Source organism: Micromonospora aridisoli (genome assembly GCF_056150025.1).
In genome coordinates this window covers 92,705-117,218 of the sequence record NZ_JAXCFK010000008.1, presented here as the reverse complement: position 1 = coordinate 117,218, position 24,514 = coordinate 92,705, and the positions used below count along the sequence as shown (strand labels likewise).

Annotated in this window: 23 protein-coding genes and 1 pseudogene; 15 read left to right on the top strand and 9 right to left on the bottom strand. The window is 73.0% G+C overall.

Annotation, left to right across the window (positions count from 1 at the left end; all coding sequences use genetic code 11):
* Nucleotides 1–56 precede the first annotated feature (56 nt).
* Together SM447_RS18260 and hisF are read left to right on the top strand one after the other, a co-directional pair.
* A complete protein-coding gene (locus SM447_RS18260) occupies nucleotides 57–1,055 on the top strand; it encodes an NADP-dependent oxidoreductase (RefSeq protein WP_474574026.1) in 999 nt (332 codons plus the stop codon).
* A 67-nt stretch (nucleotides 1,056–1,122) separates the two neighbouring features.
* Nucleotides 1,123–1,890: an imidazole glycerol phosphate synthase subunit HisF gene (gene hisF / locus SM447_RS18255; protein ID WP_474574025.1), complete on the top strand. Its 768-nt coding sequence runs from the start codon at nucleotides 1,123–1,125 to the stop codon at nucleotides 1,888–1,890.
* A gap of 41 nt (nucleotides 1,891–1,931) precedes the next feature.
* Here hisF and SM447_RS18250 read toward each other — a convergent pair whose 3' ends face one another.
* Nucleotides 1,932–2,393: a hypothetical protein gene (locus SM447_RS18250; RefSeq protein WP_474574024.1), complete on the bottom strand. Its 462-nt coding sequence runs from the start codon at nucleotides 2,391–2,393 to the stop codon at nucleotides 1,932–1,934.
* Nucleotides 2,394–2,525: 132 nt separating this feature from the next.
* Nucleotides 2,526–3,179, bottom strand: coding sequence for a membrane protein YczE (gene yczE / locus SM447_RS18245; protein WP_474574023.1), 654 nt, complete (start codon nucleotides 3,177–3,179; stop codon nucleotides 2,526–2,528).
* Between the two features lie 58 nt (nucleotides 3,180–3,237).
* Between yczE and yczR the strand changes: the two genes are divergently transcribed.
* Nucleotides 3,238–4,695, top strand: a complete 1,458-nt coding sequence (yczR, locus tag SM447_RS18240; protein WP_474574022.1) for a MocR-like transcription factor YczR — start codon at nucleotides 3,238–3,240, stop codon at nucleotides 4,693–4,695.
* Between the two features lie 99 nt (nucleotides 4,696–4,794).
* A complete protein-coding gene (locus SM447_RS18235; protein ID WP_474574021.1) occupies nucleotides 4,795–6,108 on the top strand; it encodes a low temperature requirement protein A in 1,314 nt (437 codons plus the stop codon).
* 69 nt (nucleotides 6,109–6,177) lie between these two features.
* Here the strand turns inward: SM447_RS18235 and SM447_RS18230 are convergent, their stop codons facing one another.
* From SM447_RS18230 to SM447_RS18220, 3 genes are all read right to left on the bottom strand, one after another.
* A complete protein-coding gene (locus tag SM447_RS18230) occupies nucleotides 6,178–7,998 on the bottom strand; it encodes an AMP-dependent synthetase/ligase (protein WP_474574020.1) in 1,821 nt (606 codons plus the stop codon).
* Between the two features lie 140 nt (nucleotides 7,999–8,138).
* Nucleotides 8,139–9,077 carry a terpene synthase family protein gene (locus SM447_RS18225; RefSeq protein ID WP_474574019.1) on the bottom strand — a complete coding sequence of 313 codons (939 nt, stop codon included), beginning with the start codon at nucleotides 9,075–9,077 and terminating at the stop codon, nucleotides 8,139–8,141.
* A 125-nt stretch (nucleotides 9,078–9,202) separates the two neighbouring features.
* Entirely contained in the window at nucleotides 9,203–9,832 is a 630-nt protein-coding gene (locus SM447_RS18220; RefSeq protein WP_474574018.1) for a TIGR03085 family metal-binding protein, read from the bottom strand.
* Nucleotides 9,833–9,995: 163 nt separating this feature from the next.
* Between SM447_RS18220 and SM447_RS18215 the strand changes: the two genes are divergently transcribed.
* From SM447_RS18215 to SM447_RS18205, 3 genes are all read left to right on the top strand, one after another.
* Nucleotides 9,996–11,861, top strand: coding sequence for an ABC transporter ATP-binding protein (locus tag SM447_RS18215; protein WP_474574017.1), 1,866 nt, complete (start codon nucleotides 9,996–9,998; stop codon nucleotides 11,859–11,861).
* 2 nt (nucleotides 11,862–11,863) lie between these two features.
* Complete coding sequence (locus SM447_RS18210; RefSeq protein ID WP_474574222.1) at nucleotides 11,864–13,648, top strand: ABC transporter ATP-binding protein; 1,785 nt, start codon at nucleotides 11,864–11,866, stop codon at nucleotides 13,646–13,648.
* Nucleotides 13,649–13,712: 64 nt separating this feature from the next.
* Nucleotides 13,713–14,441: a DUF2470 domain-containing protein gene (locus tag SM447_RS18205; protein ID WP_474574016.1), complete on the top strand. Its 729-nt coding sequence runs from the start codon at nucleotides 13,713–13,715 to the stop codon at nucleotides 14,439–14,441.
* Nucleotides 14,442–14,495: 54 nt separating this feature from the next.
* On the opposite strand, the gene SM447_RS18200 is transcribed toward SM447_RS18205, so the two are convergent.
* The 3 genes from SM447_RS18200 to SM447_RS18190 form a co-directional block, all read right to left on the bottom strand.
* Entirely contained in the window at nucleotides 14,496–15,092 is a 597-nt protein-coding gene (locus SM447_RS18200; protein WP_474574015.1) for a TetR/AcrR family transcriptional regulator, read from the bottom strand.
* Between the two features lie 74 nt (nucleotides 15,093–15,166).
* Complete coding sequence (locus SM447_RS18195) at nucleotides 15,167–15,922, bottom strand: ABC transporter permease (protein WP_474574014.1); 756 nt, start codon at nucleotides 15,920–15,922, stop codon at nucleotides 15,167–15,169.
* Nucleotides 15,919–16,653, bottom strand: a complete 735-nt coding sequence (locus tag SM447_RS18190) for an ABC transporter ATP-binding protein (RefSeq protein ID WP_474574013.1) — start codon at nucleotides 16,651–16,653, stop codon at nucleotides 15,919–15,921. The genes SM447_RS18195 and SM447_RS18190 overlap by 4 nt, the downstream gene beginning before the upstream one ends.
* Nucleotides 16,654–16,768: 115 nt before the next feature.
* Here SM447_RS18190 and SM447_RS18185 point away from each other — a divergent pair, with 115 nt between their 5' ends.
* From SM447_RS18185 to SM447_RS18165, 5 genes and pseudogenes are all read left to right on the top strand, one after another.
* On the top strand, nucleotides 16,769–17,161 hold the full coding sequence (locus SM447_RS18185; protein ID WP_474574012.1) for a MerR family transcriptional regulator: 393 nt from the start codon (nucleotides 16,769–16,771) through the stop codon (nucleotides 17,159–17,161).
* Nucleotides 17,162–17,281: 120 nt separating this feature from the next.
* Nucleotides 17,282–17,962: pseudogene (locus tag SM447_RS18180) on the top strand (phosphoribosyl-AMP cyclohydrolase); the annotation flags it as partial.
* A 186-nt stretch (nucleotides 17,963–18,148) separates the two neighbouring features.
* Entirely contained in the window at nucleotides 18,149–18,577 is a 429-nt protein-coding gene (gene hisI, locus SM447_RS18175) for a phosphoribosyl-AMP cyclohydrolase (RefSeq protein WP_474574221.1), read from the top strand.
* Nucleotides 18,578–18,653: 76 nt separating this feature from the next.
* Complete coding sequence (locus SM447_RS18170) at nucleotides 18,654–20,207, top strand: anthranilate synthase component I (RefSeq protein WP_474574011.1); 1,554 nt, start codon at nucleotides 18,654–18,656, stop codon at nucleotides 20,205–20,207.
* On the top strand, nucleotides 20,204–20,785 hold the full coding sequence (locus SM447_RS18165; RefSeq protein WP_474574010.1) for a Trp biosynthesis-associated membrane protein: 582 nt from the start codon (nucleotides 20,204–20,206) through the stop codon (nucleotides 20,783–20,785). Before SM447_RS18170 ends, SM447_RS18165 begins: the two co-directional genes overlap by 4 nt.
* Nucleotides 20,786–20,882: 97 nt before the next feature.
* Here SM447_RS18165 and SM447_RS18160 read toward each other — a convergent pair whose 3' ends face one another.
* The gene (locus tag SM447_RS18160; protein WP_474574009.1) at nucleotides 20,883–21,134 is read right to left on the bottom strand and encodes a hypothetical protein; all 252 of its coding nucleotides are present in this window, start codon (nucleotides 21,132–21,134) and stop codon (nucleotides 20,883–20,885) included.
* A gap of 442 nt (nucleotides 21,135–21,576) precedes the next feature.
* Here SM447_RS18160 and trpC point away from each other — a divergent pair, with 442 nt between their 5' ends.
* From trpC to trpA, 3 genes are read left to right on the top strand one after another with little or no spacing between them, the layout of a single operon-like run.
* A complete protein-coding gene (gene trpC, locus SM447_RS18155; protein WP_170863280.1) occupies nucleotides 21,577–22,380 on the top strand; it encodes an indole-3-glycerol phosphate synthase TrpC in 804 nt (267 codons plus the stop codon).
* Nucleotides 22,381–22,418: 38 nt separating this feature from the next.
* Complete coding sequence (trpB, locus tag SM447_RS18150) at nucleotides 22,419–23,657, top strand: tryptophan synthase subunit beta (protein ID WP_474574008.1); 1,239 nt, start codon at nucleotides 22,419–22,421, stop codon at nucleotides 23,655–23,657.
* 4 nt (nucleotides 23,658–23,661) lie between these two features.
* Entirely contained in the window at nucleotides 23,662–24,477 is an 816-nt protein-coding gene (trpA, locus tag SM447_RS18145; RefSeq protein ID WP_474574007.1) for a tryptophan synthase subunit alpha, read from the top strand.
* Nucleotides 24,478–24,514 lie beyond the last annotated feature (37 nt).

The window sequence follows — 24,514 nt, the reverse complement described above, 5'->3', positions numbered from 1 at the left end:
CCGGGCCCCCGCCCCGGTCCGCCGTGACCGCCCGACGGCAGAGGAAGGACACTCCCGTGCCCACCAACCGTGAGATCCACCTGGCCTCGCGTCCGCAGGGCTGGCCCACCGAGGACAATTTCCGGCTGGTCACCACCGAGGTGCCGACGCCGGGTCCGGGGCAGTTGCTCGTCCGCAACCGGTACATGTCGGTGGACCCGTACATGCGCGGACGGATGAACGACGTGCGGTCCTACGTGCCGCCGTTCGCCCTGGACGCCCCGCTGGACGGCGGGGCGGTCGGCGAGGTGGTCAGCGGCGGGACCGACGGCATCGCCCCGGGCGACACCGTGCTGCACGGCCTCGGCTGGCGGGACTACGCGCTGGTCGAGGCGAAGGCCGCCCGGAAGGTCGAGCCGGGCCTCGCGCCGGTGACCGCCTACCTCGGGGTGCTCGGCATGACCGGGCTGACCGCGTACGCGGGGCTGCTGGAGGTGGCCGCGATGCGCCCGGGCGAGACCGTCTTCGTCTCCGGCGCGGCCGGCGCGGTGGGCAGCATGGTCGGCCAGATCGCCCGGCTCCGCGGTGCCGGCCGGGTGATCGGCAGCGCCGGGTCGGCGGCCAAGGTCGAGCGGCTCCGGGCGCTCGGCTTCGACGCCGCGTTCGACTACCACGACGGCCCGGTCCGCGACCTGCTGCGGGCAGCCGCTCCCGACGGCGTCGACGTCTACTTCGACAACGTCGGCGGCGAGCACCTGGAGGCCGCCATCTCGGCGATGAACCTGCACGGCCGGGCGGCGATCTGCGGCATGATCGCGCAGTACAACGACACCGAGGCACCGGCCGCCCCGCGCAACCTGGCCCAGGTCATTGGCAAGCGGCTGACCCTGCGTGGCTTCCTGGTCAGCGACCACGGACACCTGCGCGAGCAGTTCGTCCGGGAGGTCTCCGGCTGGCTGCGTGAGGGCACCCTGTCGTACGACGAGACGATCGTCGACGGACTGGAGAACGCCCCCGCGGCCTTCCTCGGCCTGCTGCGGGGCGAGAACCTCGGCAAGATGCTGGTGCGCCTGTGACCCGCGGCTCAGGATGTCGGCCCGGCCGCTCCGGCGGCCGTGGCACGCGCGGCGATAGGCTCGGCACATGACGGTGGCGGTACGGGTGATCCCCTGTCTCGACGTGGACGCGGGACGGGTGGTCAAGGGCGTCAACTTCCTCGACCTGCGCGACGCGGGCGACCCGGTGGAGCTGGCCGCCGCGTACGACCGGGCGGGTGCCGACGAGCTGACCTTCCTCGACGTGACCGCCTCCGCCAGCGACCGGGGCACGATGCTCGACGTGGTCCGACGCACGGCGGAGTCGGTCTTCATCCCGCTGACCGTCGGCGGTGGGGTCCGGACGGTGGCGGACGTGGACACGCTGCTGCGTGCCGGTGCCGACAAGATCGGCGTGAACACGGCGGCGATCGCCCGACCGGGGCTGCTCGCGGAGATCGCGGAGCGCTTCGGTCGGCAGGTGCTGGTGCTCTCGCTCGACGTGCGGCGGGCACCGGCGGGCACCACGTCCAGCGGCTTCGAGGTGACCACCCACGGCGGCCGGCGCGGCACCGGCCTGGACGCCGTGGAATGGGCCCGGCGCGGCGCCGAGCTGGGAGCCGGCGAGATCCTGCTCAACTCGATGGACGCCGACGGCACGAAGGCCGGCTTCGACCTCGAACTCATCGGCGCGGTGCGCCGGGTGGTGGACGTGCCGGTGGTGGCCAGCGGCGGCGCGGGCGAGGCGGCCCACTTCCCTCCGGCGATCGGTGCCGGTGCCGACGCGGTGCTGGCCGCCAGCGTCTTCCACTTCGGGGAGCTGACCGTGGCGGAGGTCAAGGACGTGCTGCGCGGCGCCGGACACCCCGTGCGCTGACGTCCGTCCCCGCCGCGCGTCGCGGCCGCTCCGGCCGCCGGTCAGCCGCGGCCGGAGTGCCCCTCGGGGGAGCGTCGGGGCATCGGGATGGAGCGCACCAGGTACTCCTGCACGGCGGCGGCGTGCTCCTGCTCGTCGAGGTGCCAGTCGGCGGCGACCGGCGCGTGTCGACGGCTGAGCACACCCTGCACCGTGTCGACGGTGGTGGCCAACCCGGCGCTGGGCCGCGAGCGCCAGAGGCGCTCACCGTCGGGGGTGATCCGGAACCAGCCGTCGGCGACGTCGACCAGCCCGGCGCCGAGCAGCCGGCGGATGGCCTCCTCGATGTCGTGCCGTTCGGGGATGCTCTGGTCGAGGTGGTCGGCCGTGGAGAGCACGTCGGCGAGGCGTACGCCCTCGGGGCGGCGGGTGGTCGTGGACCGTCGGTGGCGTCCGGCGCCGCTGGCGATCACCAGCGAGACGAAGATCCATGCGTCGGTACGACGCCAGGCGTTGTCCCCCATGCGGAGATTCTGCCGGGCGACCCGGCTTCAGGAAAACACCGATCGCCGCACTGCGACCGTGAGTGGCGTCATTATTGCCGACAGTCAATGCGGGTGGACGAAGCTGACCCGATCCGCTATGGGTGGTGGCGGTCAGGTGGCCGGTGCCGGCTCGATCCGTTCCGGCGCCGGCGGGGTCGGTTCGGCGACGTCGAACAGGGGCAGGAAGAGCTGGGCCAACGGTCCGATGGCCAGCGCGTAGGCGACGGTGCCGATGCCGACCGTGCCGCCGAGCAGCGCTCCCGCGGCCAGCACGCCGATTTCGATGACGGTGCGGACCAGGCGTAGTGATCGGCCGGGGCGGCGGGCGACGAGACCGGTCATCAGCCCGTCCCGTGGGCCGGGGCCGAGCCGCGCGCCGAGGTAGAGCGCGGTGGCCGCGCCGTTGCCGACGATGCCGGCCACCAGGAGCAGAATCCGCAGCGGGAGGGGCCCGCCGGGCGGCAGCAGGGCCAGGGTCGCGTCGACCGCGAGGCCGATCACCACGACGTTCGCGACCGTGCCGAGGCCGGGGCGCTGGCGCAGCGGGACCCAGGTCAGCAGCACCAGCGCGCCCACCGCGATGACCACCGTGCCCATGCTCAGCCCGGTCAGCCGGGACAACCCCTGGTGGAAGACGTCCCACGGGTTCAACCCGAGTCCGGAGCGGATCATCAGCGCCATGCTGAAGCCGTAGAGGACGAGCCCGACGAACAGGTGCGTCAGCCGTCGGACCGGCCGGTGCCGGAGGTTGCCAATCATTGCCACGCATGCCACTGTAGGTGCCAATTGGCGGCACGATAGAGCCAATATCGGGGGAGTGGCCATGGTGAGTCAGGTGCGTGGGGTCCAATTGGCCCGGTTGCTCGGGCAGTGGCATGCCCTGCCCGGCCGCCGTCGCAACCCCGACTACGCCGCGCTGGCCGGGGCCGTGCGTGGCCTGCTGGCCGACGGACGGTTACCGCTGGGTGTGCGCCTGCCGGCCGAGCGGGACCTGGCCGAGGCGCTACGGATCAGCCGTACCACCGTCACCGCCGCCTATCGGGAACTGCGCGACAGCGGGCACCTGGCCAGCCGGCGGGGCGCCGGAAGCTGGACGATGCTGCCGGGGACGCACCGGGTGGCGCCCAACGGGCTCTGGATCCCGCTGGACGACCGGGACATGCTCGACCTCGGGGTGGCGGCCCTAGCCGCCCCGCCCGAGCTGCTGCCGGCGGCCCGTGCGGCGGCGGAGGACCTGCCCCGTTACCTCACCGGTGCCGGATACCACCCGATCGGCATCATCGAGCTGCGGGAGGCGGTCGCCCAGCGGTACACCGAGCGGGGCCTGCCCACCTCACCCGACCAGATCATGGTCACCAACGGCACGCAGCACGCTTTGGACCTGGTCCTGCGGCTGGCGCTCGCGCCGGGCGGCGGTGTGCTGGTCGAGTCGCCGAGCTACCCCAACGCGCTCGCGGCGCTGGCCGCGCGGCGGGCCAGGATCACCACCTACGGCATGACGGCCGACACCGGCGGGTGGGACGCGGACCTGCTGCTGGGCACCCTGCGGCAGGTACGACCCCGGGTCGGGTACCTGATCCCTGATTTCCAGAACCCGACCGGGTACCTGATGCCGGCCGAGCTGCGGGAGCGGCTGGTGGCCACCGCGCACGCGGTCGGCACCGACCTCGTGATCGACGAGTCCTTCGTGGACCTGCCGTTGGACGGCACCGCGGTGCCGCCGCCGACGGCCAGCTTCGACCGGCACTCCCGGGTGGTCAGCATCGGCGGCATGAGCAAGCCGTTCTGGGGCGGGCTCCGGATCGGCTGGATCCGCGCCTCGGCACCCCAGGTGCAGCGGCTGGCCGCGGCGCGGGTCGGTGTCGACATGTCCAGCCCGGTGCTGGACCAGCTCGTCGCGGTGCACCTGCTGGACGCCGCGCCGGCCATCGTGGCCGCCCGGCGGGCACAACTGGCGGTGCAGCGGGACGCGTTGCTCGGCGCGCTGGCCGCCCGGCTGCCGGAGTGGCGGGTCACCGTGCCGCCCGGTGGGGTGACGCTCTGGGCCGAGCTGGACGGGCCGATCTCCAGCGCCCTGGCGCGGGCGGCCGAGGAGGTCGGCGTACGCCTGGCCCCCGGGCCCCGTTTCGGCCTGGACGGCACGCTGGAGCGCTTCCTGCGACTGCCGTTCACCCTGCCGGCGAACGACCTGGTGGAGGCGGTCGGTCGGATCGCCGCGGTCCGCTACGACCTGGACCGGGCGGGGCAGCCCCGGTGGCGGGAGCCCAGCGTCATCGCCTGAGCAGGCGTCGCCGGTGCCACCTGGCATGGCGGGCGGGACCGGCGGGCGGATCCGGACGATTCGCGACGGCCGCCCGGCGGTGACGGGCAGACTGCCGGGGTGGACAGCGTCAGCGGGGTGCGATGGTCGCGCGGGGTGCGACCCGGTGCCCCGGGGTCACGCACCACGCGCCTCGAGCTCTTCTACGACCTGGTCTTCGTCTTCGCCTTCATCAACGTCACCACGCTCACCGCGGAGAACCCCACCCCGCGCGGCCTGGCCCAGTGCCTGATCGTGCTGGCCCTGCTCTGGTGGGCCTGGGCCGGATTCGCCGCACTCGGCAACGCGGTCCGTACCGACCAGGGCGTCCTGCCGTTCATCGCGTTCGCCACCATGGCCGTGGTCTTCCTGTTCACCCTGGCCATGCCCCAGGCCTTCCGCGAGCTGACCGGCGGGCTGCCCGGCCCGTTGGTCTTCGCCGTCTGCTACTTCATCGTCCGCGCCCTGCCGGTGGCGGTCTTCGCCTGGCTGGCCCGGGCCGACCGCCAGCTGCGCCGTCGTTTCCTGGGCGTACTGGGCCGAGGGGTGGTCGTCGGTGCGCTGGTGCTGGCGGCCGCGCTGGTGCCGCAGCGGCTGGCCGACGAATCCGGCGAGGTCGGGCTACGGCTGATGCTCTGGGTCGCCGCCCTCGTGGTCGACTACACGGCCGCGCTGGCGCTGCGCGGGACCGGCTGGACGGTGTTGTCGGCCGGCCACTGGGCGGAGCGGCACGCCCTGATCGTGCTGGTGGCCCTCGGCGAGACGATCATCGCGCTGGGAGTCGGGAACGGGTTCGCCGCCGAGCTGCCGCTGAGCTGGCCGGTGCTGATCGCGGCGACGCTCGGGGTGGCGGTGGTGGCGGGGCTGTGGTGGGCGTACTTCGACACGCTCGCCCTGGCGCTGGAACAGGCGCTGCACCGCACCCGGGAACCGTCGGCGCGGGCCCGGTTGGCCCGGGACGTCTACACCTATCTGCACCTGCCGTTGGTCGCCGGCCCGGTGCTGTTCGCCCTCGGCCTCAAGGGGCTGCTCGGTGGGGCCGGCGACCCGGACGTCCCGGTCGGTGGCGCCCGGCTCCAGACGTTCGACCTGCTGGTCCTGCACGGCGGGGTGGCGCTCTACCTGCTCACGCTGGTGGTGCTGGGCCGGCGGGTGCTGCGGCTGTCACGGTGGCCGACGCTCACCGGGGTAGCCCTGCTGGGAGCGCTGTTCCCGGTCGCCGCCCGGGTGCCGGAGCTGGCCGCGCTGGGGCTGCTGACGGCGGTCGTGCTGGCCGCCGTCGTGGTGCAGACACTGGCGGACGCGGGCCTGCGTCGGCGGGTGCGCGAGGTGGCGTTGGCGGAGCAGTTGGCCGCCGAGGCCGAGCAGACCACCTGGCGTGGGCGCCACCTGTGACCGCGCCGCCCGGGTACGCGTCGGCCCCGTACCCGCGGAGACGGGTACGGGGCCGGCGGCGGCAGGTCGTCAGATCTCGGCGACGGTGCCGGCGTACATCTTGTCGATCTCGGCGGAGAAGTTGTTCTCCACCCCGCGGCGCTTGATCTTGAGCGAGGGGGTGATCTCGCCGTCCTCGATGGTCAGGTCACGCGGCAGGATGGTGACCTTCTTGATGGTCTCCCAGCGGTTCAGCTTCTGGTTGAGCTGGGCGACGTACTCCTCGACCATGGCCTGGGCCTCGGGGGAGGCGACGATCTCGGCGTAGGGGCGACCCTCCAGCGGGGTGCCGGCCGCCCAACCGGTGATGGCGTCCGGGTCCAGGGTCACCAGCATGGTGCAGAAGTTGCGGGCCTGGCCGATCACCACCGCCTGCGAGGTGTACGGGCAGGTGGCCTTGAACATGCCCTCGATGTGCGACGGTGCGACGTACTTGCCGCCGGAGGTCTTGACCAGGTCCTTCTTGCGGTCGGTGATGCGCAGGTAGCCGTCGTCGTCGAGGCTGCCGATGTCGCCGGTACGGAAGAAGCCGTCCTCGGTGAAGGCGGCGGCGGTCTCCTCGGGCAGGTTGTGGTAGCCGCGCATCACCGGCCGGCCCTTGATCAGGATCTCGCCGTCGGTGTCGATGCGGCACTCGAGGTCGCCCATGGCCTTGCCGACGGTGCCGATCCGCAGCCCGTCCGGCGGGTTGACGAAGTTGCCGGCGCTGCTCTCGGTCAGCCCGTAACCCTCGGAGATGGGCAGGTTCGCCGCGGCGAAGAAGGTGGCGATCTCCGGGCTGAGCGGCGCGGCGCCGGAGACCAGCACCCGGATCCGGCCGCCGAGACGGGCCTGGAGCTTGCTGAAGACCAGCTTCTCCGCCACCGCGTACTTGAGCTTGAGCCCGCCCGGCACCGGCTTGCCGGCCTGCTCCAGAGCGACCTTCTCCTTGCCGACACCGACCGCCCAGGCGAAGATCTTCGCCTTCGCGCCACCGGCGTCCTGCGCGGTGGTGACCGACTTGTTGTAGACCTTCTCGAAGACCCGGGGAGCGCCGCACATCAGCGTCGGGCGGACCACCGAGAGCAGCTCGACGAGCTTGTCGACCCGGCCGTCGACGTACGTGGGCAGGCCGACGTGCGTGGCGCCGCAGAGCAGCGTCTTACCGAACGAGTGGGAGAGCGGGAGCCAGAGATACTGCAGGTCGTCGTCGCGCAGCAGCCCGACCGCCTCCTGCGCCACACCCTCCCAGCACCAGCCGCCGTGCAGCAGCTCGACGCCCTTGGGGCGGCCGGTCGTGCCGGAGGTGTAGATCAGGGTGGCCAGGTGGTCCGGGCCGATGTCGGCGACCAGCCGCTCGATCAGCTCCGGGTCCTCGGCGAGTCGCTGTGCGCCCTGCTCCTCCAACTGGGCGAGGGTCAGCTGGGGCACCGCCGCGGACGGGTCGGGGGCACCGTCGAAGAGGACCACGTGGGTCAGCGCGGGCAACTGCGCCCCGGCGATCTTCGCCGCCTGGTCCGGGTTCTCCGCGAACAGCACCTTGGAGCCGGAATCGGAGATGATGTAGGTGGCGTCCTCGGGCTCGGTGGTCGGATAGACCGTGGTCGTGGCGCCGCTGGCGCACATGATGCCGAAGTCGGCGATCACCCATTCGAGTCGGGTGTTCGCCAGGATCGCCACCCGGTCCTCCTGACCGACGCCCAGGCCGTGCAGGCCGGCGGCGACCGCCTTGGCCCGCTGGGACACCTGCTCCCAGGTCAGCCAGACCGGTCCGTCGGCACCGGGGTGGGCGAAAGCGTGGCGGTCGGGGGTCGCCGCCACGCGCTTGAGGAACATGTCAGGAATGGAACGGTACGGTACATCGAGAGCCATCGCTGTAGCCGCCTTCGGGGGTGGAGGCGTGACGGTCGTCACGGTCGGTGTTCGTTACCGAAGGGTATTGCCTGTGCCCGGGCGTCGGCTAGCCCTGACGATCATCCACCAGCGCGTTCCCGCCAGGTGGAATGTTTGTCTCACGCGTAGCGCGCCGCGGCCCGTGACCAGTCGTAGGTGGCCCGGATCCAGTTCCGCCGGGTGTCCAGCGCCGGGCGTACCGCGTCGCCGTGGCTGGCCAACAGGTCGGCCTCGGCCCTGAGGTAGGCGCTGAGCCGGTCGTTGAACCGGTCGGCGGCGGCCCGTAGCGCCGCCGACTCGTCGCCGGTCTCCCTGGTCAGCACGGTGATCAGGTTGTGTGCGTCTGGGCCGCCCTGGTGTTCCTTGCCGTAGGAGAAGACATCGTTGCACCAGCAGATCAGGTCGGCGGCGAGGTTCTCCAGGGTGGCCCACCCGGGATCGGCCCGGCGGGCGGCCGGCGGAAAACCGTCCAGGGCCAGGTCGGTCAGGGTGAAACTGGGGTAGACCGCGCCGGTGTGCCGGCGCATCTGGATGTACTCGTCGACCGGCGGGACCCGTTCGTGCTCCCGGTTGGCCGCCTCCCACAGCAGCGCGAGCAGGTACTCGCGCATTCCGGCGACGAAACGCAGCAGCACGGCCGGACGTCGGTGGCTGCGTACCCGCTGGCACAGATCGGCCAGGCCGAGGGCCAGCGTCCCGGCCGCGCCGGGTGGCACCGGGCCCGGTCCGCCGTGGCGGTCCAGCACGTCCATCAGGGCGGCCACGGTCGGCGCGAGCCGGGTCGGGTCGTCACCCAACCCGTCCTCGTCGCAGGCGTCGTCCATCACGAACAGCCAGGAGATCAGGTCGGTCAGCAGGCGTAGACGCTCCAGTGGGGCCTGCGGGCAGGCCCGACCGGCGAGCCCGGCGGCGTCCGCCCGGTGCAACCGCTGCCCGTTACTGATCAGGCCCAGCTCCTGCGCCCAGTCCGCGCTCTCCCGGGCCACCCGTTCGGTATCGCCGTGCCGGACGCCGGAGAACGGGGGCTCTCGCAGGGCCGAGACCGCAAAGCTCCGCATCGGCGCTCCCTGTCGCGCCGCCCCCCCACGAGGCGGCGCGGACAGCGTACGGGAGCACCGACGGTGGTCGGTCGATGAGCCGAGTAACGTTTCGGATTTCGCCGTGACCGGTTCCGCACAGAGGGTTAGAAGCCCAGTTCGGCGGTGCGTAGACGGTCGGCCAGGGCGGGGGAGCCGTCGATCTGCACCCGCGTCGCGCGCTGCCGGCCGGTCAGGAACAGGGCCACCTCACCGGGCGTGCCGACCAGTCGCAGCGGTTCACCGCCGCGGCCGGTGGCCACCTCGCCGTGTCCGGGTGCCTGGACGAGCAGGTGGGCGGGGAACCGGCGCAGGGCCAGCCGGCCCACGGCCGACACGCGTCGCCACAGCGCCCGCTCCAGCCCCATCGGCAGCTCCCGGGGCCGCCAGCCGGCCTGGGCACGGCGCACGTCCTCGTGGTGGATGAAGAACTCCAGCGTGTTGGCCAGCTCGTCGGTCAGCGGGTTGCTCACCGGGCTCCAGACCGGAGGACGCCGCACCTGGCCGACCAGCTCGGCCCAGTCGAGGGCGGCGACCTGACGCCGTACCCGTTCGGCGTATCCCCGCAGTGGCGGAATGAAGATGCCCGGCGCGGCGTCCAGGCGACGCTCCCGGACCACCAGGTGCGCGGCGAGGTCACGGGTCGTCCAGCCCTCGTTGAGCGTCGGGGCCTCCGGCCCCAGGGCGGACATCAGCTCGGCGAGCGCCTCGCGCTCCGATCGGGCGTACCGCGGCATGACAGTGATCATATGCCGGTGCGGTCCGGTCGCGGCTCGAGCGCGGCGAGCGGGGTCGATCCGTTCGCCGGGGTGACGTCGGACATATCGCCGCGGGTCGGCGTACCCGGCGCGCAGCGGTAAGGATGAGGGAGGATTATGGCGGCTTACGGCGGGGGAGAATGTGGCGAGTGGGACTAGTCGGGACGTGCTCGTTCGCGGGCTGACCGTCCTCGGGCGGGCCATCCGGGAACAGCCGAGGATCTTCGCGGTCGCCGTCTCCGGCAGCGTGCTGTTCGGCCTGATGGTGGTCGCCAGCGCCTTCGTGGTCGGCGCGGTGGTCGGCGAGGTGGTGGTGCCGGCCGTCGAGACCGGGTCGGTGGCGGTCGGCGCGTTGGCGCTGGCCGCGGCGGCGCTGTTCGGGCTGAGCGTGCTGCGGGTGGTGGGCATCTTCGGTCGCCGGCTCGGCGCGGGTTACATGCAGTTCCGTCTTCAGGCCGCCTACCGTCGCCGGGTCACCCGCCGCTACCTGGAGCTGCCGCTGTCCTGGCACCACCGCAACGCGACCGGCACGTTGCTCTCCAACGCCAACTCCGACGTGGAGGCGGCCTGGCAGCCGATCGCGCCGCTGCCCTTCGCCGTGGGCACGCTGGTGATGCTGGTCGGTGCCGTGGCGTCACTGTTCGCCGTGGACTGGGCGCTGGCGCTGGTCGGGCTGGCCGTCTTCCCTGCCCTGTTCGCGCTCAACGTGGCGTACTCCCGCCGGATGGCGCCGCGCCAGGCGCGGGCGCAGCGCCTACGCGCCGAGGTCAGCGGCATCGCGCACGAGAGCTTCGACGGCGCGCTGGTGGTCAAGACGATGGGTCGGGAGGCCCAGGAGACCGCCCGGTTCGCCGCCCGGGCCGGCCAGTTGCGCGACGCGCTGATCTCGGTCGGCCGACTGCGGGGCATCTTCGACCCGATGTTGGAGACGCTGCCCAGTCTCGGCACCCTCGCCGTGCTGGTGGTCGGCGCGTACCGGCTGCGACAGGGCGCCATCGAGGTGTCCGAGCTGGTCAGCGTGGCCTTCCTCTTCACCGTGCTGGCCTTCCCGGTGCGGGCCATCGGCTGGGTGCTGGCCGAGCTGCCGCGCAGCGTCGCCGGCTGGGACCGGATCCGCCGGGTGCTCGACGCCACCGGCGAGATGCCGTACGGCGACACCCGGCCGGACCGGGTGACGACCCCGGCCGCGCTCACCTTCGCCGACGTCGGGTTCGCCTACGAACCCGCCGAGGCGCACCTGCCCGGTGCCGAGGTGCTGGGCGAGGTGTCCTTCACCGTGCCGGCCGGAAAGACCGTCGCCCTGGTCGGGCCGACCGGGGCTGGCAAGTCCACCGTCGCCGCGCTGGCGGTCCGGCTGGTCGATCCGCAGTCGGGCACGGTCAGCATCGACGGAGTGGACGTCCGCGAGCTGGCCGCGGACGTGCTGGCCGATACCGCCGCGCTGGTCGCCCAGGTGCCGTTCGTCTTCGACGACACCGTCCGGGCCAACGTCTCGCTGGACCGCCCCGGTGTCGACGACGAGGCGGTCTGGGCCGCGCTGCGGCTGGCCGAGGCCGACGGGTTCGTCGCCGCCCTGCCCGACGGGCTGGACACCATGGTCGGTGAGCGGGGCACCTCGCTCTCCGGCGGCCAGCGGCAACGCCTCACCCTCGCCCGGGCGCTGGCCGGTCGGCCCCGCCTGCTGGTGCTCGACGACGCGACCAGCGCGGTGGACCCCCGGGTGGAGGCCGCCATCCTGGCCGGGCTGCGCTCCTCGGCCGACGGCGGCCCGGGCGCGTCGATCCTGGTGGTGGCCTACCGCCGGGCGACCATCGCCCTTGCCGACGAGGTCATCTATCTGGAGCAGGGGCGGGTGGTGGCGCGGGGCACCCACGCCACGCTGCTGGCCACCGTGCCGGGCTACGCCGATCTGGTGACCGCCTACGAGCAGGCCGAGGTCGACCACGACCGGCAGCGCACGTACGACGAGGTCACCCCGATGACCTCCGGACTGGAGGTGGACCGGTGAGCGTGGGCTCGGTGACGGTCAGCGAGGCGCCGGAGCGGGCCGAGTCGACGTGGCGGACGCTGCGTCGGGGACTGGCGCTCTCCCCGGAGCTACGGGTCGGGCTCGCCGGTACGCTCGGCCTGGCGCTGGTGTACATGGTCGGTCGGGTGGCCGTCCCGGTCGCCGTGCAGCAGGGCATCGACCGGGGTATCACCGGCGGACTGAACCTGGACGCGTTGTACGTGGTGGTGGCGAGCACCGCGGCGGTGCTGGTGGTGACCACAACCTGCGGCTACCTGATGATGCGGCGGCTGTTCACGGTCAGCGAGACCGCGTTGGCGGGGGTGCGGGTACGAGCCTTCCGGCACGTGCACGACCTGTCGATGCTGCACCAGCAGTCGGAACGGCGGGGTTCGCTGGTCTCCCGGGTCACCAGCGACGTCGACCAGATCACCCAGTTCCTCCAGTGGGGCGGCGTGATCCTGCTGGTCAACCTGGGGCAGCTGGCGGTCACCACGGCCGTGATGCTGGCGTACTCGTGGCAGCTGACGCTTGTGGTCTTCGCCGCCTTCGGGCCGGCGGTGCTGGTGATCCGGCTGCTCCAGCGCCGCCTCGCCGCGGCGTACGGGGTGGTCCGGCAGCGTACCGGCGCCCTGCTGGCGGCGGTCGGGGAGAGCGTGGTGGGCGCGCCGGTGATCCGGGCGTACGGCATCGCGGGGCGCACCTCCCGGCGGCTGGACGAGGCGATCGACGGCCAGCGGCAGGCCCAGCAGAAGGCGATCCGGATCAGCATTCTCGGCAGTTCCGTCGGCGAGCTGGCGGCCGGGCTGGCGCTGGCGGGTGTGGTGGTGCTCGGGGTGTTCCTCGGCGCGGACCGGACGCTGAGCATCGGTGAGGTCACCGCCTTCCTGTTCCTGGTGACGCTCTTCATCCAGCCGGTGCAGATCGCCACCGAGGTGCTCAACGAGGCGCAGAACGCGATCGCCGGCTGGCGTCGGGTGCTGGACGTGCTGGACGTCGCCCCGGACGTGGCGGACCCGGGTCAGCAGGGGCGCGAGCTGCCCACCGGACCGCTGGACATCCGCTTCGCCGGGGTGCGTTTCGCCTATCCGGGTGGTCCGACGGTGCTGCACGACATCAGCCTGGAGATCGCCGCGAAGAGTCGGGTGGCGGTGGTCGGCGAGACCGGTAGCGGCAAGACCACCTTCGCCAAGCTGGTGACCCGGCTGATGGACCCGACGGAGGGCGCGGTGCTGCTGTCGGGGGTGCCGCTGACCGACGTACGGTTCGACTCGTTGCGCTCCCGCGTGGTGATGGTGCCGCAGGACGGTTTCCTGTTCGACGCCACGGTCGCGGAGAATGTTCGGTTCGCCCGTCCCGAGCTGACCGACGAGCAGCTCACCGCTGCCTTCACCGAGCTGGGCCTGGCCGACTGGCTGGACGGGCTGCCCGCCGGGCTGGCGACCGGGGTGGGCGAGCGTGGCGAGGCGTTGAGCGTGGGGGAGCGTCAGCTGGTGGCGTTGGCCCGGGCGTACGTGGCCGATCCGGATCTGCTGGTGCTGGACGAGGCGACCAGCGCGGTGGACCCGGCCACCGAGGTGCGGTTGCAGCGGACGTTGGACGCGGTGACCCGGGGCCGGACCACCCTGGCCATCGCGCACCGGCTCTCCACCGCGCAGAACGCCGACGAGGTGATCGTGGTGGACCGGGGACGGGTCGTGCAGCGCGGTCCGCACGACGAGTTGGTCGGCGATCCGGATTCGGTCTACGGCCTGCTCTACGCCTCGTGGCTTGAGCAGACCCGGTAGACGCCGCCGGGCCGATGCCATACCCTCCGAGTTAGGTAAGCCTAACCTCAAAGGAGGTCGTGTCATGCGGCCCAGCCCCGCTGAGATCGTCCGGACCCTGGTGGCGGGTCGGTTGCCCGGCCTCGTCCACCTGGCCTGCCGGCCCGGCCTGCACCACGTGCGACACGCCACCGACTCCGAGGGACGGGTGCTGTTGCTGGTGCCGGTGGTCAGCGATCTCGCGGCGGCGCTCGCGCCCGACGACGAGCGCGACGCGGCGGTGGTGCTCGACGTGCTCGACCTGCCGCCGGCCGCCGGGGCGCCGTCACTCGGCCGGGCCCTGGTCTCCGGTTGGGTGCGGCGACTGGCCGGCGACGAGGCTCGCGCCGCCGCGGTGGAGTTCGCCGCCGTGGAACCCACCGGCGACCTGCTCGACGTCGGCACCCGCTTCCGGCTGTTCCGCTTCGAGGTGGTCGAGGCCCGCTGGAACCGGGCCGGCGAGCTGCGCCGGATCGACCCCGAGGCGTACGCGGAGGCCGAGCCGGACCCGCTGCACCCGGTCGAGGCGGGGCTGCTCACCCACCTCGCCGAGCACCACGCCCAGCGGATGACGGACTACCTGCGCCGTCAGTTGGGCCTGACGGCCGGGCCGGCCGACCACGCGCCGCGGGTCGAGCGGATCGACCGGTACGGGATGCTGGTGACCTTCGGGCGGCCCGGCGCCCGGCGCCGCGCCCGGCTGACGTTCGGCCGCCGGTTGGCCGACCAGGCCGACCTGACCCGGCTGCTGCACCCGGTGTTCTGCCCGGGCTGACCGACGGTCGGTCGTCGGCCGGGCCCGCCGCCGTGCTTCTCCCGACGGTTCTCGTCAACCGGGCAGTTCGCCGGTGAGGTAGCGGTGCACGGTCGGGCCGACCGTGGCGACCAGGGTCTCGGGCGCGGCGGAGGCGACCGGCTCCAGCCGGATCACGTAGCGCATCAGGGCCAGCCCGATGAGCTGACTGGCCACGAGGGACCCGCGCAACGGAAGCTCGGCCGGTTCCACGTCGAGGTGCTCGAGGACCCGGCGCAGCACCTGGGTGGTGAGGAACTCGCGCAGCAGCCGGGCGGTCCACTCGCTGCTGACCGCGGAGCGCAGCAGGGCCACCCCGGCGGCACCGGCCGGCGAGTCCCACACCGTGAGGAACATGCGTACCAGCCGCTCGCCGAGGGCGTCGCGGTCGCCGGCGAGCACCTTCGGCAGCAGTTCCCGGGGGTTCACCGGAAACCGCATGGCGGCCAGGAAGAGCTGCTCCTTGTTGCCGAAGTAGTGGTGCACCAGGGCCGGGTCGACCCCGGCGGAGGCGGCGATGGCGCGGATGGTGCTGGCGTCGAAACCACGTTCGGCGAAGGTGGCCCGGGCCGCGTCGAGAATCGTGTCCCGGGTGCCGGGATTGCCGGGCCGCCGTCCACTGCGCCGTATCATCGCCCTCCCTCGCTCCTCGCTGTCGTGCCGGCCCGGTGGCGCGGTGCGCCACCGCCGGGCCGGCACCCGTGCCGTCAGCCGCTGCGCCGGCGCAGGGTGGCCGCGGCGAGCACCAGCGCCAGCACCGCCGCGCCCGCGACGATCGCCACGTCGCGCCACATCGTGCCGGTCGGTTCGGCGTGTGCGCCGACCTCCTGCAGGGCCTCGACGGCGTACGACAGCGGCAGCACGTCACTGATCGCCTGCAACCAGCCGGCCATCTCGTCGCGCGGCACGAACAGCCCGCAGAGCAGCAGTTGCGGCGCGACCACGACCGGCATGAACTGTACGGCCTGGAACTCGGTGCGGGCGAAGGCACTGCACAGCAGCCCGAGCGCGACGGCGAGCACCGCGTTCAGCGCAGCGATCATGATGACCAGCGCGCTGCTGCCGGCGGTCTCCAGGCCGAAGACCCAGTACGCGACGGCCGAGGCGATGGCGGCCTGTACCGCACCGGCCAGCCCGAAGGCGATGCCGTAGCCGAAGAGCAGGTCGGTCTTGGCCAGCGGGGTGGTGAGCAGCCGTTCCAGCGTGCCGGTGGTCCGCTCCCGCAGCATCGCGATGCTGGTCACCAGGAACATGATGATGAAGGGGAAGAAGCCGAGCATCACCAGCGCGATCCGGTCGAAGGTGGACGGCTGCCCGGGGGGCGCGGGCTGGTCGGCGTACATGTAGTAGACCAGGGTGAGCAGGACGGTCGGCACGGCCACCAGCAGCGCGACGGTCCGCCGGTCGTGGCGCAACTGCCGCAGGATGCGCACGACGGTGGCGGCCAGGATCCGCAGGTTCATGACGACTCCTCGGCCTGGTCGGTCTGACTGGCCCTGATCAGCCGCAGGAACGCCTCGTCGAGGTCGTCCACCCCGGCGCGGGCCCGGATCGCGTCCGGCGTGTCGTCGGCGATCAGCCGCCCCTCGCGGATGAGCAGCAGCCGGTCGCACCGGGCGGCCTCGTCCATCACGTGGCTCGACACCAGCAGCGTCGTCCCGGTCGCGGCCAGTTCGTGGAAGCGGGCCCAGAGGTCGGCCCGCAGCACTGGGTCCTGGCCGACGGTGGGCTCGTCGAGCACGATCAGTTCGGGCTCGCCGACCAGCGCGCAGGCCAGTGACGCTCGGCTGCGCTGCCCTCCGGAGAGGGTGCCCACGAGTTGGCCCGCGGCCGACGCCAGCCCGACGTCGGCCACCGCCCGATCGGCCTCGGCCCGGTCGCGGCCGTGCAGCGCGGCGAAGTAGCGGGCGTTCTCCCGCACCGTCAGGTCGGCGTAGACGCTCGGCGCCTGGGTCAAGTAACCGACCCGGTGGCGCAGCGGCGCTGAGCCGGCCGGCGCCCCGAGCACCGTCACCGTGCCGCCGGTGATCACCTGTACGCCGACGACCGCCCGCATCAGCGTGGTCTTGCCACTGCCGCTCGGCCCGAGCAGCCCGGTGACCGAGCCGCGCGGCACCGCCGCGTCGATCCCGTGCAGCACCCGCCGTCCGCCCCGGTCCACGACCAGGCCCCGGACGGCGATCGCGTCCGCCATCGCCCACCTCCCCAATTCATCGTCTGTTGAAATCAACAGTAGGTGAAATACGGCCGCGACGGCAAGGGTGGTCGCGGGGTCGCGCCGAACGGGTCGATGCTGGGACCCTCGACCGATGGACATCGGTACGCGGGAGGCGACCTTCACCGTCAGCGAGGCGGCCCACCGGGTCGGACTGACCACCCACACGTTGCGCTGGTACGAGCAGGAGGGGTTGGTGGCCCCGGTGGGTCGGGACTCGGCCGGCCGGCGTCGCTACACGTCGCGGGACGTGGACTGGCTGCTGCTGCTGACCCGGCTGCGTCGCACCGGGATGCCGGTGCGCGACATGCGCCGCTACGTCGAGCTGGCCCGGCAGGGCGACGGCACGCTCGGTGCCCGGCGGGCGCTGTTCGAGGAGCATCGCGTACGGGTGCTGAGTCGGATGGCCGAGTTGGAGGAGGATCTCAAGGTGCTCGACTTCAAGATCGACCACTACCGTCGAGCGGAACTGGGCGAGATAGGCTGATACCTGGGTGCAACGGCCTCCGAGGCAGCAACGCCATAGCACGGGCAGCGGGCCACAGACCGGACAGCAGGTCCGTCATCGGTCATTGCACCCTGATCGGACGTACGGCACGATGGCGCGGTGGATCACGCTCCGTCACCGGACAGTGGGTTTCTCGACGACTGGGCCGCGCGGTTGCGGGCGAGTGCCGACCGTCCCGTGGTGGGCATCCTGCTGCGCGGCAGCCACGCTCGGCGGGCCGCCACCGCCCACAGCGACGTCGACGTCGACGTGCTGGTCGGTGGTGCCCCGTACGCGGCCCGCCGGGCGTACTTCGCCGAGCATTCCGGCCGATTGACCCACGTGTCGGTCGCCGCCCGGGACATCCGTTCCTGGGTGACCCGGCTCGGCGAGCCGGCCGACTGGGCGTTCGGTCTGCCGGTGACGGCTCCCGCCCGGCTGCTCTGGGCCGATCCGCACTGGCGACACCGCATCGACCTGCCGGTGCTCTGCCAGCCCGCGGACGAGCCGCGGCTGGAGGAACTGATCGCCACGCTCGGCAAGGTGGCCTCGGCCCGGGACGCCGACGATCCGCTCGGTGTCCGGCTGGCCGCAGCCGACCTGGCCCGGCTCTGCCCGTCGGTGCTGCGGCTGGCGAACCCGTCGGTACGGGTCGTCTCCCGTCGGTCGGCCTTCGCCGCCGCGCTCGACCTGCCGGTGGCGCCCGACGGCTACCGCGAGGACATGCTGCGCTGCCTCGGCCTGCTGCCCGGGGCGACCGCCCAGTTGTGGGCGGCGGCGGCCCGCCTGGTGACGGGCACGCTGCCGCTGATCCGTCCGTACGCCGCCGAGGTGGCCCGGGTGGGCGGACCTGATCTCGCCGACGCCCTGACCGACGGGCGGTTGGACCGCTACGTGGCCCAGTTGGGGCGACCCACCGGCCGCGTGCCGTCCGCCAGCCGGGAGCCCGCTGGGGTACCCGCGCCACGTACGGGACAATGGCTCACTGTGCCCGTACCTGACGCGCCGGTGACCGGCGCCCACCCCGATCAGCCGGAGCCGCCGGGCGGTTCGCGGCGGCCGTCGCGGCTCGATCCGGCGATCGCCGGACGCCTGCGGCGCACCCCCGACGGCCTGGTGGCCGCCGTGGTCCGCCAGCACGACAGCGGTGAGGTGCTGATGGTGGCCTGGATGGACGACGAGGCCCTGCACCGCACCCTGACCACCGGCCGGGCCACCTACTGGTCCCGCAGCCGGCGCGAGTACTGGGTCAAGGGCGCCACCTCGGGTCACCACCAGTACGTCCGCTCGGTGGCGCTCGACTGCGACGGCGACGCGGTGCTGGTCAGCGTCGAGCAGGTCGGCGCCGCCTGCCACACCGGGCAACGCACCTGCTTCTCCACCGAACTCCCCGTCACCGGCGAGGTGACCTCGTGAGCGAGCGGAGCGAGCGAATCATCAGGCTCAGCGCGGTGGTGCCTCATGACGGCACGGAGCGAAGCGGAGTGCCGGCATGAGCGACGGTCGGGTGAGTCCGGACGCGGCCACCTTCCACGAACTGGCCGCACGGTGGCGGGTGGTGCCGGTGACCCGCCGGCTGCTCGCCGACGCGGAGACCCCCGTCGGCGTCTACCGCAAGCTCGCCGGTGGCCCCGGGACCTTCCTGCTGGAGTCCGCCGAGCAGGGCGTGGGCTCGTCGGGGCTGGCCTGGGCCCGGTACTCCTTCGTCGGGGTGCGGAGCAGCGCCACCCTGGTCGAGCGCGACGGCAGCGCGGCCTGGCTCGGCGTGCCCCCGGTCGGGCTGCCGACCACCGGTGACCCGGTCGAGGTGCTGCGGGAGACGGTGACGGCGCTTGCCGGCCCACCCGGCGCACCGGGTGACGGAACGCCGCCGCTGACCGGCGGCATGGTCGGCTACCTCGGCTACGACCTGATCCGTCGCTTCGAGCGGCTGCCCACGCTCACCGAGGACGACCTGCGCCTGCCGGAGCTGGGCATGATGCTCGCCACCGACCTGGTGGTGCTCGACCATTTCGACGGTTCGGCGATCCTGGTCGCCAACGCGATCCTGCCGCCGCTGGACGAGCCCGGCCGGGACGAGCGGGTCGCGGCCGCCTACCACCACGCGGTGGGCCGGCTGGACGCGATGACCACGGCGCTGTCGCGGCCGATTCCGCCGATGGTCGCCACGGTCGCCCGCCCGCCGGCCGGCGAGGTGCACAGCCGGACCCCGGATGGCGGGTACCCGAAGGCGGTGGAGGCGGCGAAGGAGGCGATCCGGGCCGGCGAGTGCTTCCAGATCGTGCTCGCCCAGCGGTTCGAACGGCCGACCGACGCCGACCCGTTGGACGTCTACCGGGTGCTGCGCACCACCAATCCCAGCCCCTACATGTACCTGCTGCGCTTCGACGACTTCGACATCGTCGGCTCCTCGCCGGAGGCGCACCTGAAGGTGACCGGTGAGGTCGACGGTGAGCGGCGGGCGTTGCTGCACCCGATCGCCGGTACCCGCCCGCGCGGCGCGACCCCGGAGGCCGACGCCCGGCTCGCCGCCGAACTGCTCGCCGATCCGAAGGAGCGCGCCGAACACGTGATGCTGGTCGACCTGGGCCGCAACGACCTCGGCCGGGTCTGCCGGCCCGGCACCGTCGAGGTGCCGGAGTTCGCCACCATCGAGCGGTACAGCCACGTGATGCACATCGTCTCCACCGTGGTCGGCACGCTCCGGGCGGACCGCACCGCCTTCGACGCGCTCGCCGCGACCTTCCCGGCCGGCACGCTCTCCGGCGCGCCGAAGGTCCGCGCCATGGAGATCATCGAGGAGCTGGAGCCGGTCCGGCGGGGGCTCTACGGCGGCACGGTGGGTTACTTCGGCTTCGCCGGCGATCTCGACATGGCCATCGCCATCCGGACCGCACTGATCCGCGCCGGCCGGGCGTACGTACAGGCCGGTGCCGGTGTGGTCGCCGACTCCGATCCGGTCGCGGAGGACCAGGAGACCCGGAACAAGGCCGCCGCGGTGCTCGCCGCCATCGCCGCCGCGGAAACCCTCCGGCCGGCCCGATGAGCGCGCCGGCAGGCCCCCCGACCGGCGGCGCGCGGTCCGGCTCGGCCCGACGCGAGCTGGCGTACGCCGTGCTGCTCTGCCTGGCCGGCGCGGGGTTGGCGTTCTGGGCGGCGACCCGCACCTGGGTGGTCGGTGTGACCGCCCAGCCCTTGGAGATGCTGCGGGTGGACGAGGTGCGCACGGGTGGGCAGCTGCTGCCGTGGCTGCCGGCGTTGGCTCTCGTCGGGCTGGCCGGCGGCGGCGCGGTGCTGGCCACCCGGGGTCGGCTGCGCCGGTTGCTCGGTGGGCTGCTGACCCTGCTGGGGCTGGCTCTGGCGGCCGGTGGGGGCTACGGGTTGGCCGCCGATCTCGATGGCCAGGTCACCCGGCCATGGCCGGCGCTGTGCCTGCTCGGCGGGCTCCTCGTCGTCGCCGGTGGTTCGTTGACCGGGTCGCGGGGGCACCACTGGCCGGCGATGGGTGCCCGCTACGAGCGTCGGCCGGCCCGGCCGGCCGGCACCGGCGGCCCGATCGGTGGCACCGGCACGGTCGAGGCGTGGGAGGCGTTGGACCGGGGCGAGGACCCGACGATCCGCTGAGGCGACCGGGTGTCGCCGGGTGGCCGGCGCGCTCGCATCCGGGTCCGCGGTCGCCCAGGGCGGTCCGGGACAGACGTGGTGTGCCGGTCCGGCCGGGTCAGCCGATCGGTTGCCGGGCGCGCGCCCGGGCCGCGGCGAGTTCCGCGACGAGCCGGTCCAGCTCGGCCCGTTGGTCGGCCCGGGCCCGGTCGGCGCAGATGGCCTCCCAGGCGTTGCCGCGGGCGGTCCGCATCCGGTCCGGTCCGACGACGGCCCGCTCCAGCGTGTGGACCACACCGACGGCGAGCGACGCGACGGTGCGCGAGATGGTGGTGAGTCCGATGGTCTGCTGCGGCGCGGAGGTATTCATGATCACCCCGGGGAGAGATCGTCGTGACGATGGGGCAGGCGCGTCATTGAGTTTGCCCGAGGCCGATGGTGCTCGGCTCGCGTTTCGTGGTGATGACTGCACGGTCAACTCTGCGGTAGGGGGCCTGAGCAGGCAAAGGGTCCTTGGTCCTTGAGCTTGGTCACAGCATCGAAGTGGCCGGATCTCCGGCGGCGATCAGAGCGTCGGCCGCCCTGCGCATTAGTGAACGTCGATGATATCGTGACGCAGAGTCACAGGCTGTGCGCACAAGTCGGCCATTATGCCCCAGCCCATTTCGTGAGGAGCGCCATACCCCCGGCGGTCGGGTCCAGGTGGGGCCCCCTAGCATCGGCCCATGACACCCGGAGAGGGGAGTCCGTTGGTGACTGCTGAGCATGCGCACGCGGAGGGGGACGAGGCCGCTCCGACGGCGCCCGTCAGCGTGCTCGACGAGATCCTGGCCGGCGTCCGGGAGGACGTGGCCCGGCGGCAGGAACAGGTTCCGCTGGAGCGGATCCGGGAACTGGCCGCCGCCGCGCCGCCGCCACTGGACGCGTACGCGGCCCTGCGTCGGCCCGGCGTCGCGGTCATCGCCGAGGTCAAGCGCGCCTCGCCGTCCAAGGGCAAGCTGGCGGAGATCGCCGACCCGGCGGACCTGGCCGGCGAGTACGCGGCGGGCGGTGCCCGCGCGATCAGCGTGCTCACCGAGGGGCGCTGGTTCGGCGGGTCGCTGGACGACCTCGCCGCCGTGCGGGCCGCGGTGAACATCCCGGTGTTGCGCAAGGACTTCGTGGTCTCCAGCTACCAGGTGCACGAGGCCCGCGCGCACGGTGCCGACCTGGTGCTGCTGATCGTCGCCGCGCTGGAGCAGAACGTGCTGGTCGGCCTGCTGGAGCGGATCGAGTCGCTGGGCATGACCGCGCTGGTCGAGGTGCACGACGAGGAGGAGGCCGACCGGGCCATGGAGGCGGGCGCCCAGGTGATCGGGGTCAACGCCCGTGACCTGCGTACCCTTCAGGTCGACCGGTCGGTGTTCGAGCGGATCGCGCCCGGCCTGCCGAGCAACGTCGTCAAGATCGCCGAGTCGGGCGTACGCGGTCCGCACGACCTGATCAGGTACGCCTCGGCCGGCGCCGACGCGGTCCTCGTCGGCGAAGGGCTGGTGACCCAGAAGAGTCCCCGCGAGGCGGTGGCCGAGCTGGTCAACGCCGGCAACCACCCGGCGACGCCCCGCCCGGTGCGCTGATCCGCGCCGGTTACCGTCCGTGAGCGAGAGGACCCGCGATGAGTGGTGACGCCACGAACACCGACGTGCTGGCGCAGTTTCCCGACGCCGCCGGCCACTTCGGCCAGTTCGGCGGCCGGTTCGTGCCGGAGGCGCTGGTCGCCGCTCTCGACGAGCTGGCAGCGGCGCACCGCGCGGCCATGGCCGACGACACGTTCCGGGCGGAGTTCGCCGGGCTGCTGCGCGACTACGCGGGTGCGCCGTCACTGCTCTACGAGGCCCGCCGGTTCTCCGCCCGGGCCGGTGCCCGGGTGCTGCTCAAGCGCGAGGATCTCAACCACACCGGCGCGCACAAGGTGCGCAACGTGCTCGGCCAGGCGTTGCTGACGAAGCGGATGGGCAAGCGGCGGGTGATCGCCGAGACCGGGGCCGGTCAGCACGGTGTCGCCACCGCCACCGCCGCCGCCCTGTTCGACCTGGAGTGCGTGGTCTACATGGGCCAGGTGGACACCGAGCGGCAGGCGCTGAACGTGGCCCGGATGCGGATGCTCGGCGCGACGGTGGTGCCGGTGACGAACGGCTCGCGCACGCTCAAGGACGCGATGAACGAGGCGATGCGGGACTGGGTCGCCAACGTCGACGAGACCCACTACCTGATCGGCACCGCCGCCGGACCGCACCCCTTCCCGGCACTGGTCCGCGACTTCGTCCGGGGCATCGGCGACGAGGCCCGGGAACAGTGTCTCGACCTGATCGGCGCGCTGCCGGACGCGGTGACCGCCTGTGTCGGTGGCGGCTCCAACGCGCTGGGCATCTTCCACGCCTTCACCGACGACCCGCAGGTGCGGCTGTACGGCTTCGAGGCCGGCGGCGACGGGGTGGACACCGGCCGGCACGCGGCCAGCATCACCGGCGGCTCCGCCGGGGTGCTGCACGGTACCCGCACCTACGTGCTCCAGGACGCCGACGGCCAGACGCAGGAGTCCCACTCGATCTCCGCCGGCCTGGACTACCCGGGCGTTGGTCCGGAGCACGCCTGGCTGCACGACACCGGTCGGGCCACGTACCAGCCGGTCACCGACGACGAGGCGATGGCCGCGTTCGAGTTGCTCTGCCGCACCGAGGGGATCATCCCGGCGATCGAGAGCGCGCACGCCCTGGCCGGCACCCTGGCCGTCGCGCCGAAGCTCGCCGCCGAGCTGGGCCGGGAGCCCACCATCGTGGTCAACCTCTCCGGTCGGGGTGACAAGGACGTGCACACCGCCGGCGAGTACTTCGGCATCCTCGACAAGGAGTGAGGCCATGAGCGAGCGGACCAGCCGGATCGGGGTGGCGTTCGACAAGGCCCGGGCGGACGGCCGGGCGTTGCTGGTGGGCTGCATGCCGGCCGGCTTTCCCACTGTCGAGGGCAGCATCGCCGCGATGAAGGCGATGGTCTCCGCGGGGGTCGACGTGATCGAGGTGGAGATCCCGTACTCCGACCCGGTGATGGACGGCCCGGTGATCCAGCGCGCCAGCGACATCGCCCTGGCTGGCGGCGTGCGTACCCGGGACACCTTGCGCATCATCGAGGCGGTGGCCGCCACCGGGGCCCCGGTGGTGACGATGACCTACTGGAATCCGATCGAGCGGTACGGGGTAGACGCGTTCGCCCGGGACCTCGCCGCGGCCGGCGGGACCGGGTTGATCACCCCCGACCTGATTCCGGAGGAGGCCGGCGAGTGGCTGGCCGCCTCCGACGCGCACGGGCTGGATCGTACGTTCCTGGTCGCGCCCTCCTCCACCGACGAGCGGTTGGCGATGACGGCCGCGCACTGCCGGGGCTTCGTCTACGCCACCGCCATCATGGGCGTGACCGGTGCCCGGGCGCAGACCTCACAGGCTGCGCCGGTGCTGGTGTCCCGGGTGCGGGAGGTCACCGACCTGCCGGTCGGTGTCGGGCTGGGTGTGGGCACCGGGGCGCAGGCCGCCACGGTCGCCGGGTACGCCGACGCGGTGATCGTCGGCAGCGCCCTGATCCGCTGCCTGCTCGACGCCCCCGACGAGGCGGAAGCCCTGACCGCCCTGCGCACCCTCAGCGCCGAACTCGCCGAGGGCGTCCGCAACCCCACCCCCTAGACACCCCGCCCCGCCGCTCAGCGCGCCGATCTTGCAC

What these genes read in the sequence shown, in the direction of transcription:
- hisF (WP_474574025.1), top strand. Translation starts at nt 1,123, where the DNA reads ATGACGGTGGCGGTACGGGTGATCCCCTGTCTCGACGTGGACGCGGGA.
- SM447_RS18250 (WP_474574024.1), bottom strand. Translation starts at nt 2,393, where the DNA reads ATGGGGGACAACGCCTGGCGTCGTACCGACGCATGGATCTTCGTCTCG.
- yczR (WP_474574022.1), top strand. Translation starts at nt 3,238, where the DNA reads ATGGTGAGTCAGGTGCGTGGGGTCCAATTGGCCCGGTTGCTCGGGCAG.
- SM447_RS18230 (WP_474574020.1), bottom strand. Translation starts at nt 7,998, where the DNA reads ATGGCTCTCGATGTACCGTACCGTTCCATTCCTGACATGTTCCTCAAG.
- SM447_RS18225 (WP_474574019.1), bottom strand. Translation starts at nt 9,077, where the DNA reads ATGCGGAGCTTTGCGGTCTCGGCCCTGCGAGAGCCCCCGTTCTCCGGC.
- SM447_RS18220 (WP_474574018.1), bottom strand. Translation starts at nt 9,832, where the DNA reads ATGCCGCGGTACGCCCGATCGGAGCGCGAGGCGCTCGCCGAGCTGATG.
- SM447_RS18205 (WP_474574016.1), top strand. Translation starts at nt 13,713, where the DNA reads ATGCGGCCCAGCCCCGCTGAGATCGTCCGGACCCTGGTGGCGGGTCGG.
- SM447_RS18200 (WP_474574015.1), bottom strand. Translation starts at nt 15,092, where the DNA reads ATGATACGGCGCAGTGGACGGCGGCCCGGCAATCCCGGCACCCGGGAC.
- SM447_RS18195 (WP_474574014.1), bottom strand. Translation starts at nt 15,922, where the DNA reads ATGAACCTGCGGATCCTGGCCGCCACCGTCGTGCGCATCCTGCGGCAG.
- SM447_RS18190 (WP_474574013.1), bottom strand. Translation starts at nt 16,653, where the DNA reads ATGGCGGACGCGATCGCCGTCCGGGGCCTGGTCGTGGACCGGGGCGGA.
- SM447_RS18185 (WP_474574012.1), top strand. Translation starts at nt 16,769, where the DNA reads ATGGACATCGGTACGCGGGAGGCGACCTTCACCGTCAGCGAGGCGGCC.
- SM447_RS18170 (WP_474574011.1), top strand. Translation starts at nt 18,654, where the DNA reads ATGAGCGACGGTCGGGTGAGTCCGGACGCGGCCACCTTCCACGAACTG.
- SM447_RS18165 (WP_474574010.1), top strand. Translation starts at nt 20,204, where the DNA reads ATGAGCGCGCCGGCAGGCCCCCCGACCGGCGGCGCGCGGTCCGGCTCG.
- SM447_RS18160 (WP_474574009.1), bottom strand. Translation starts at nt 21,134, where the DNA reads ATGAATACCTCCGCGCCGCAGCAGACCATCGGACTCACCACCATCTCG.
- trpB (WP_474574008.1), top strand. Translation starts at nt 22,419, where the DNA reads ATGAGTGGTGACGCCACGAACACCGACGTGCTGGCGCAGTTTCCCGAC.
- trpA (WP_474574007.1), top strand. Translation starts at nt 23,662, where the DNA reads ATGAGCGAGCGGACCAGCCGGATCGGGGTGGCGTTCGACAAGGCCCGG.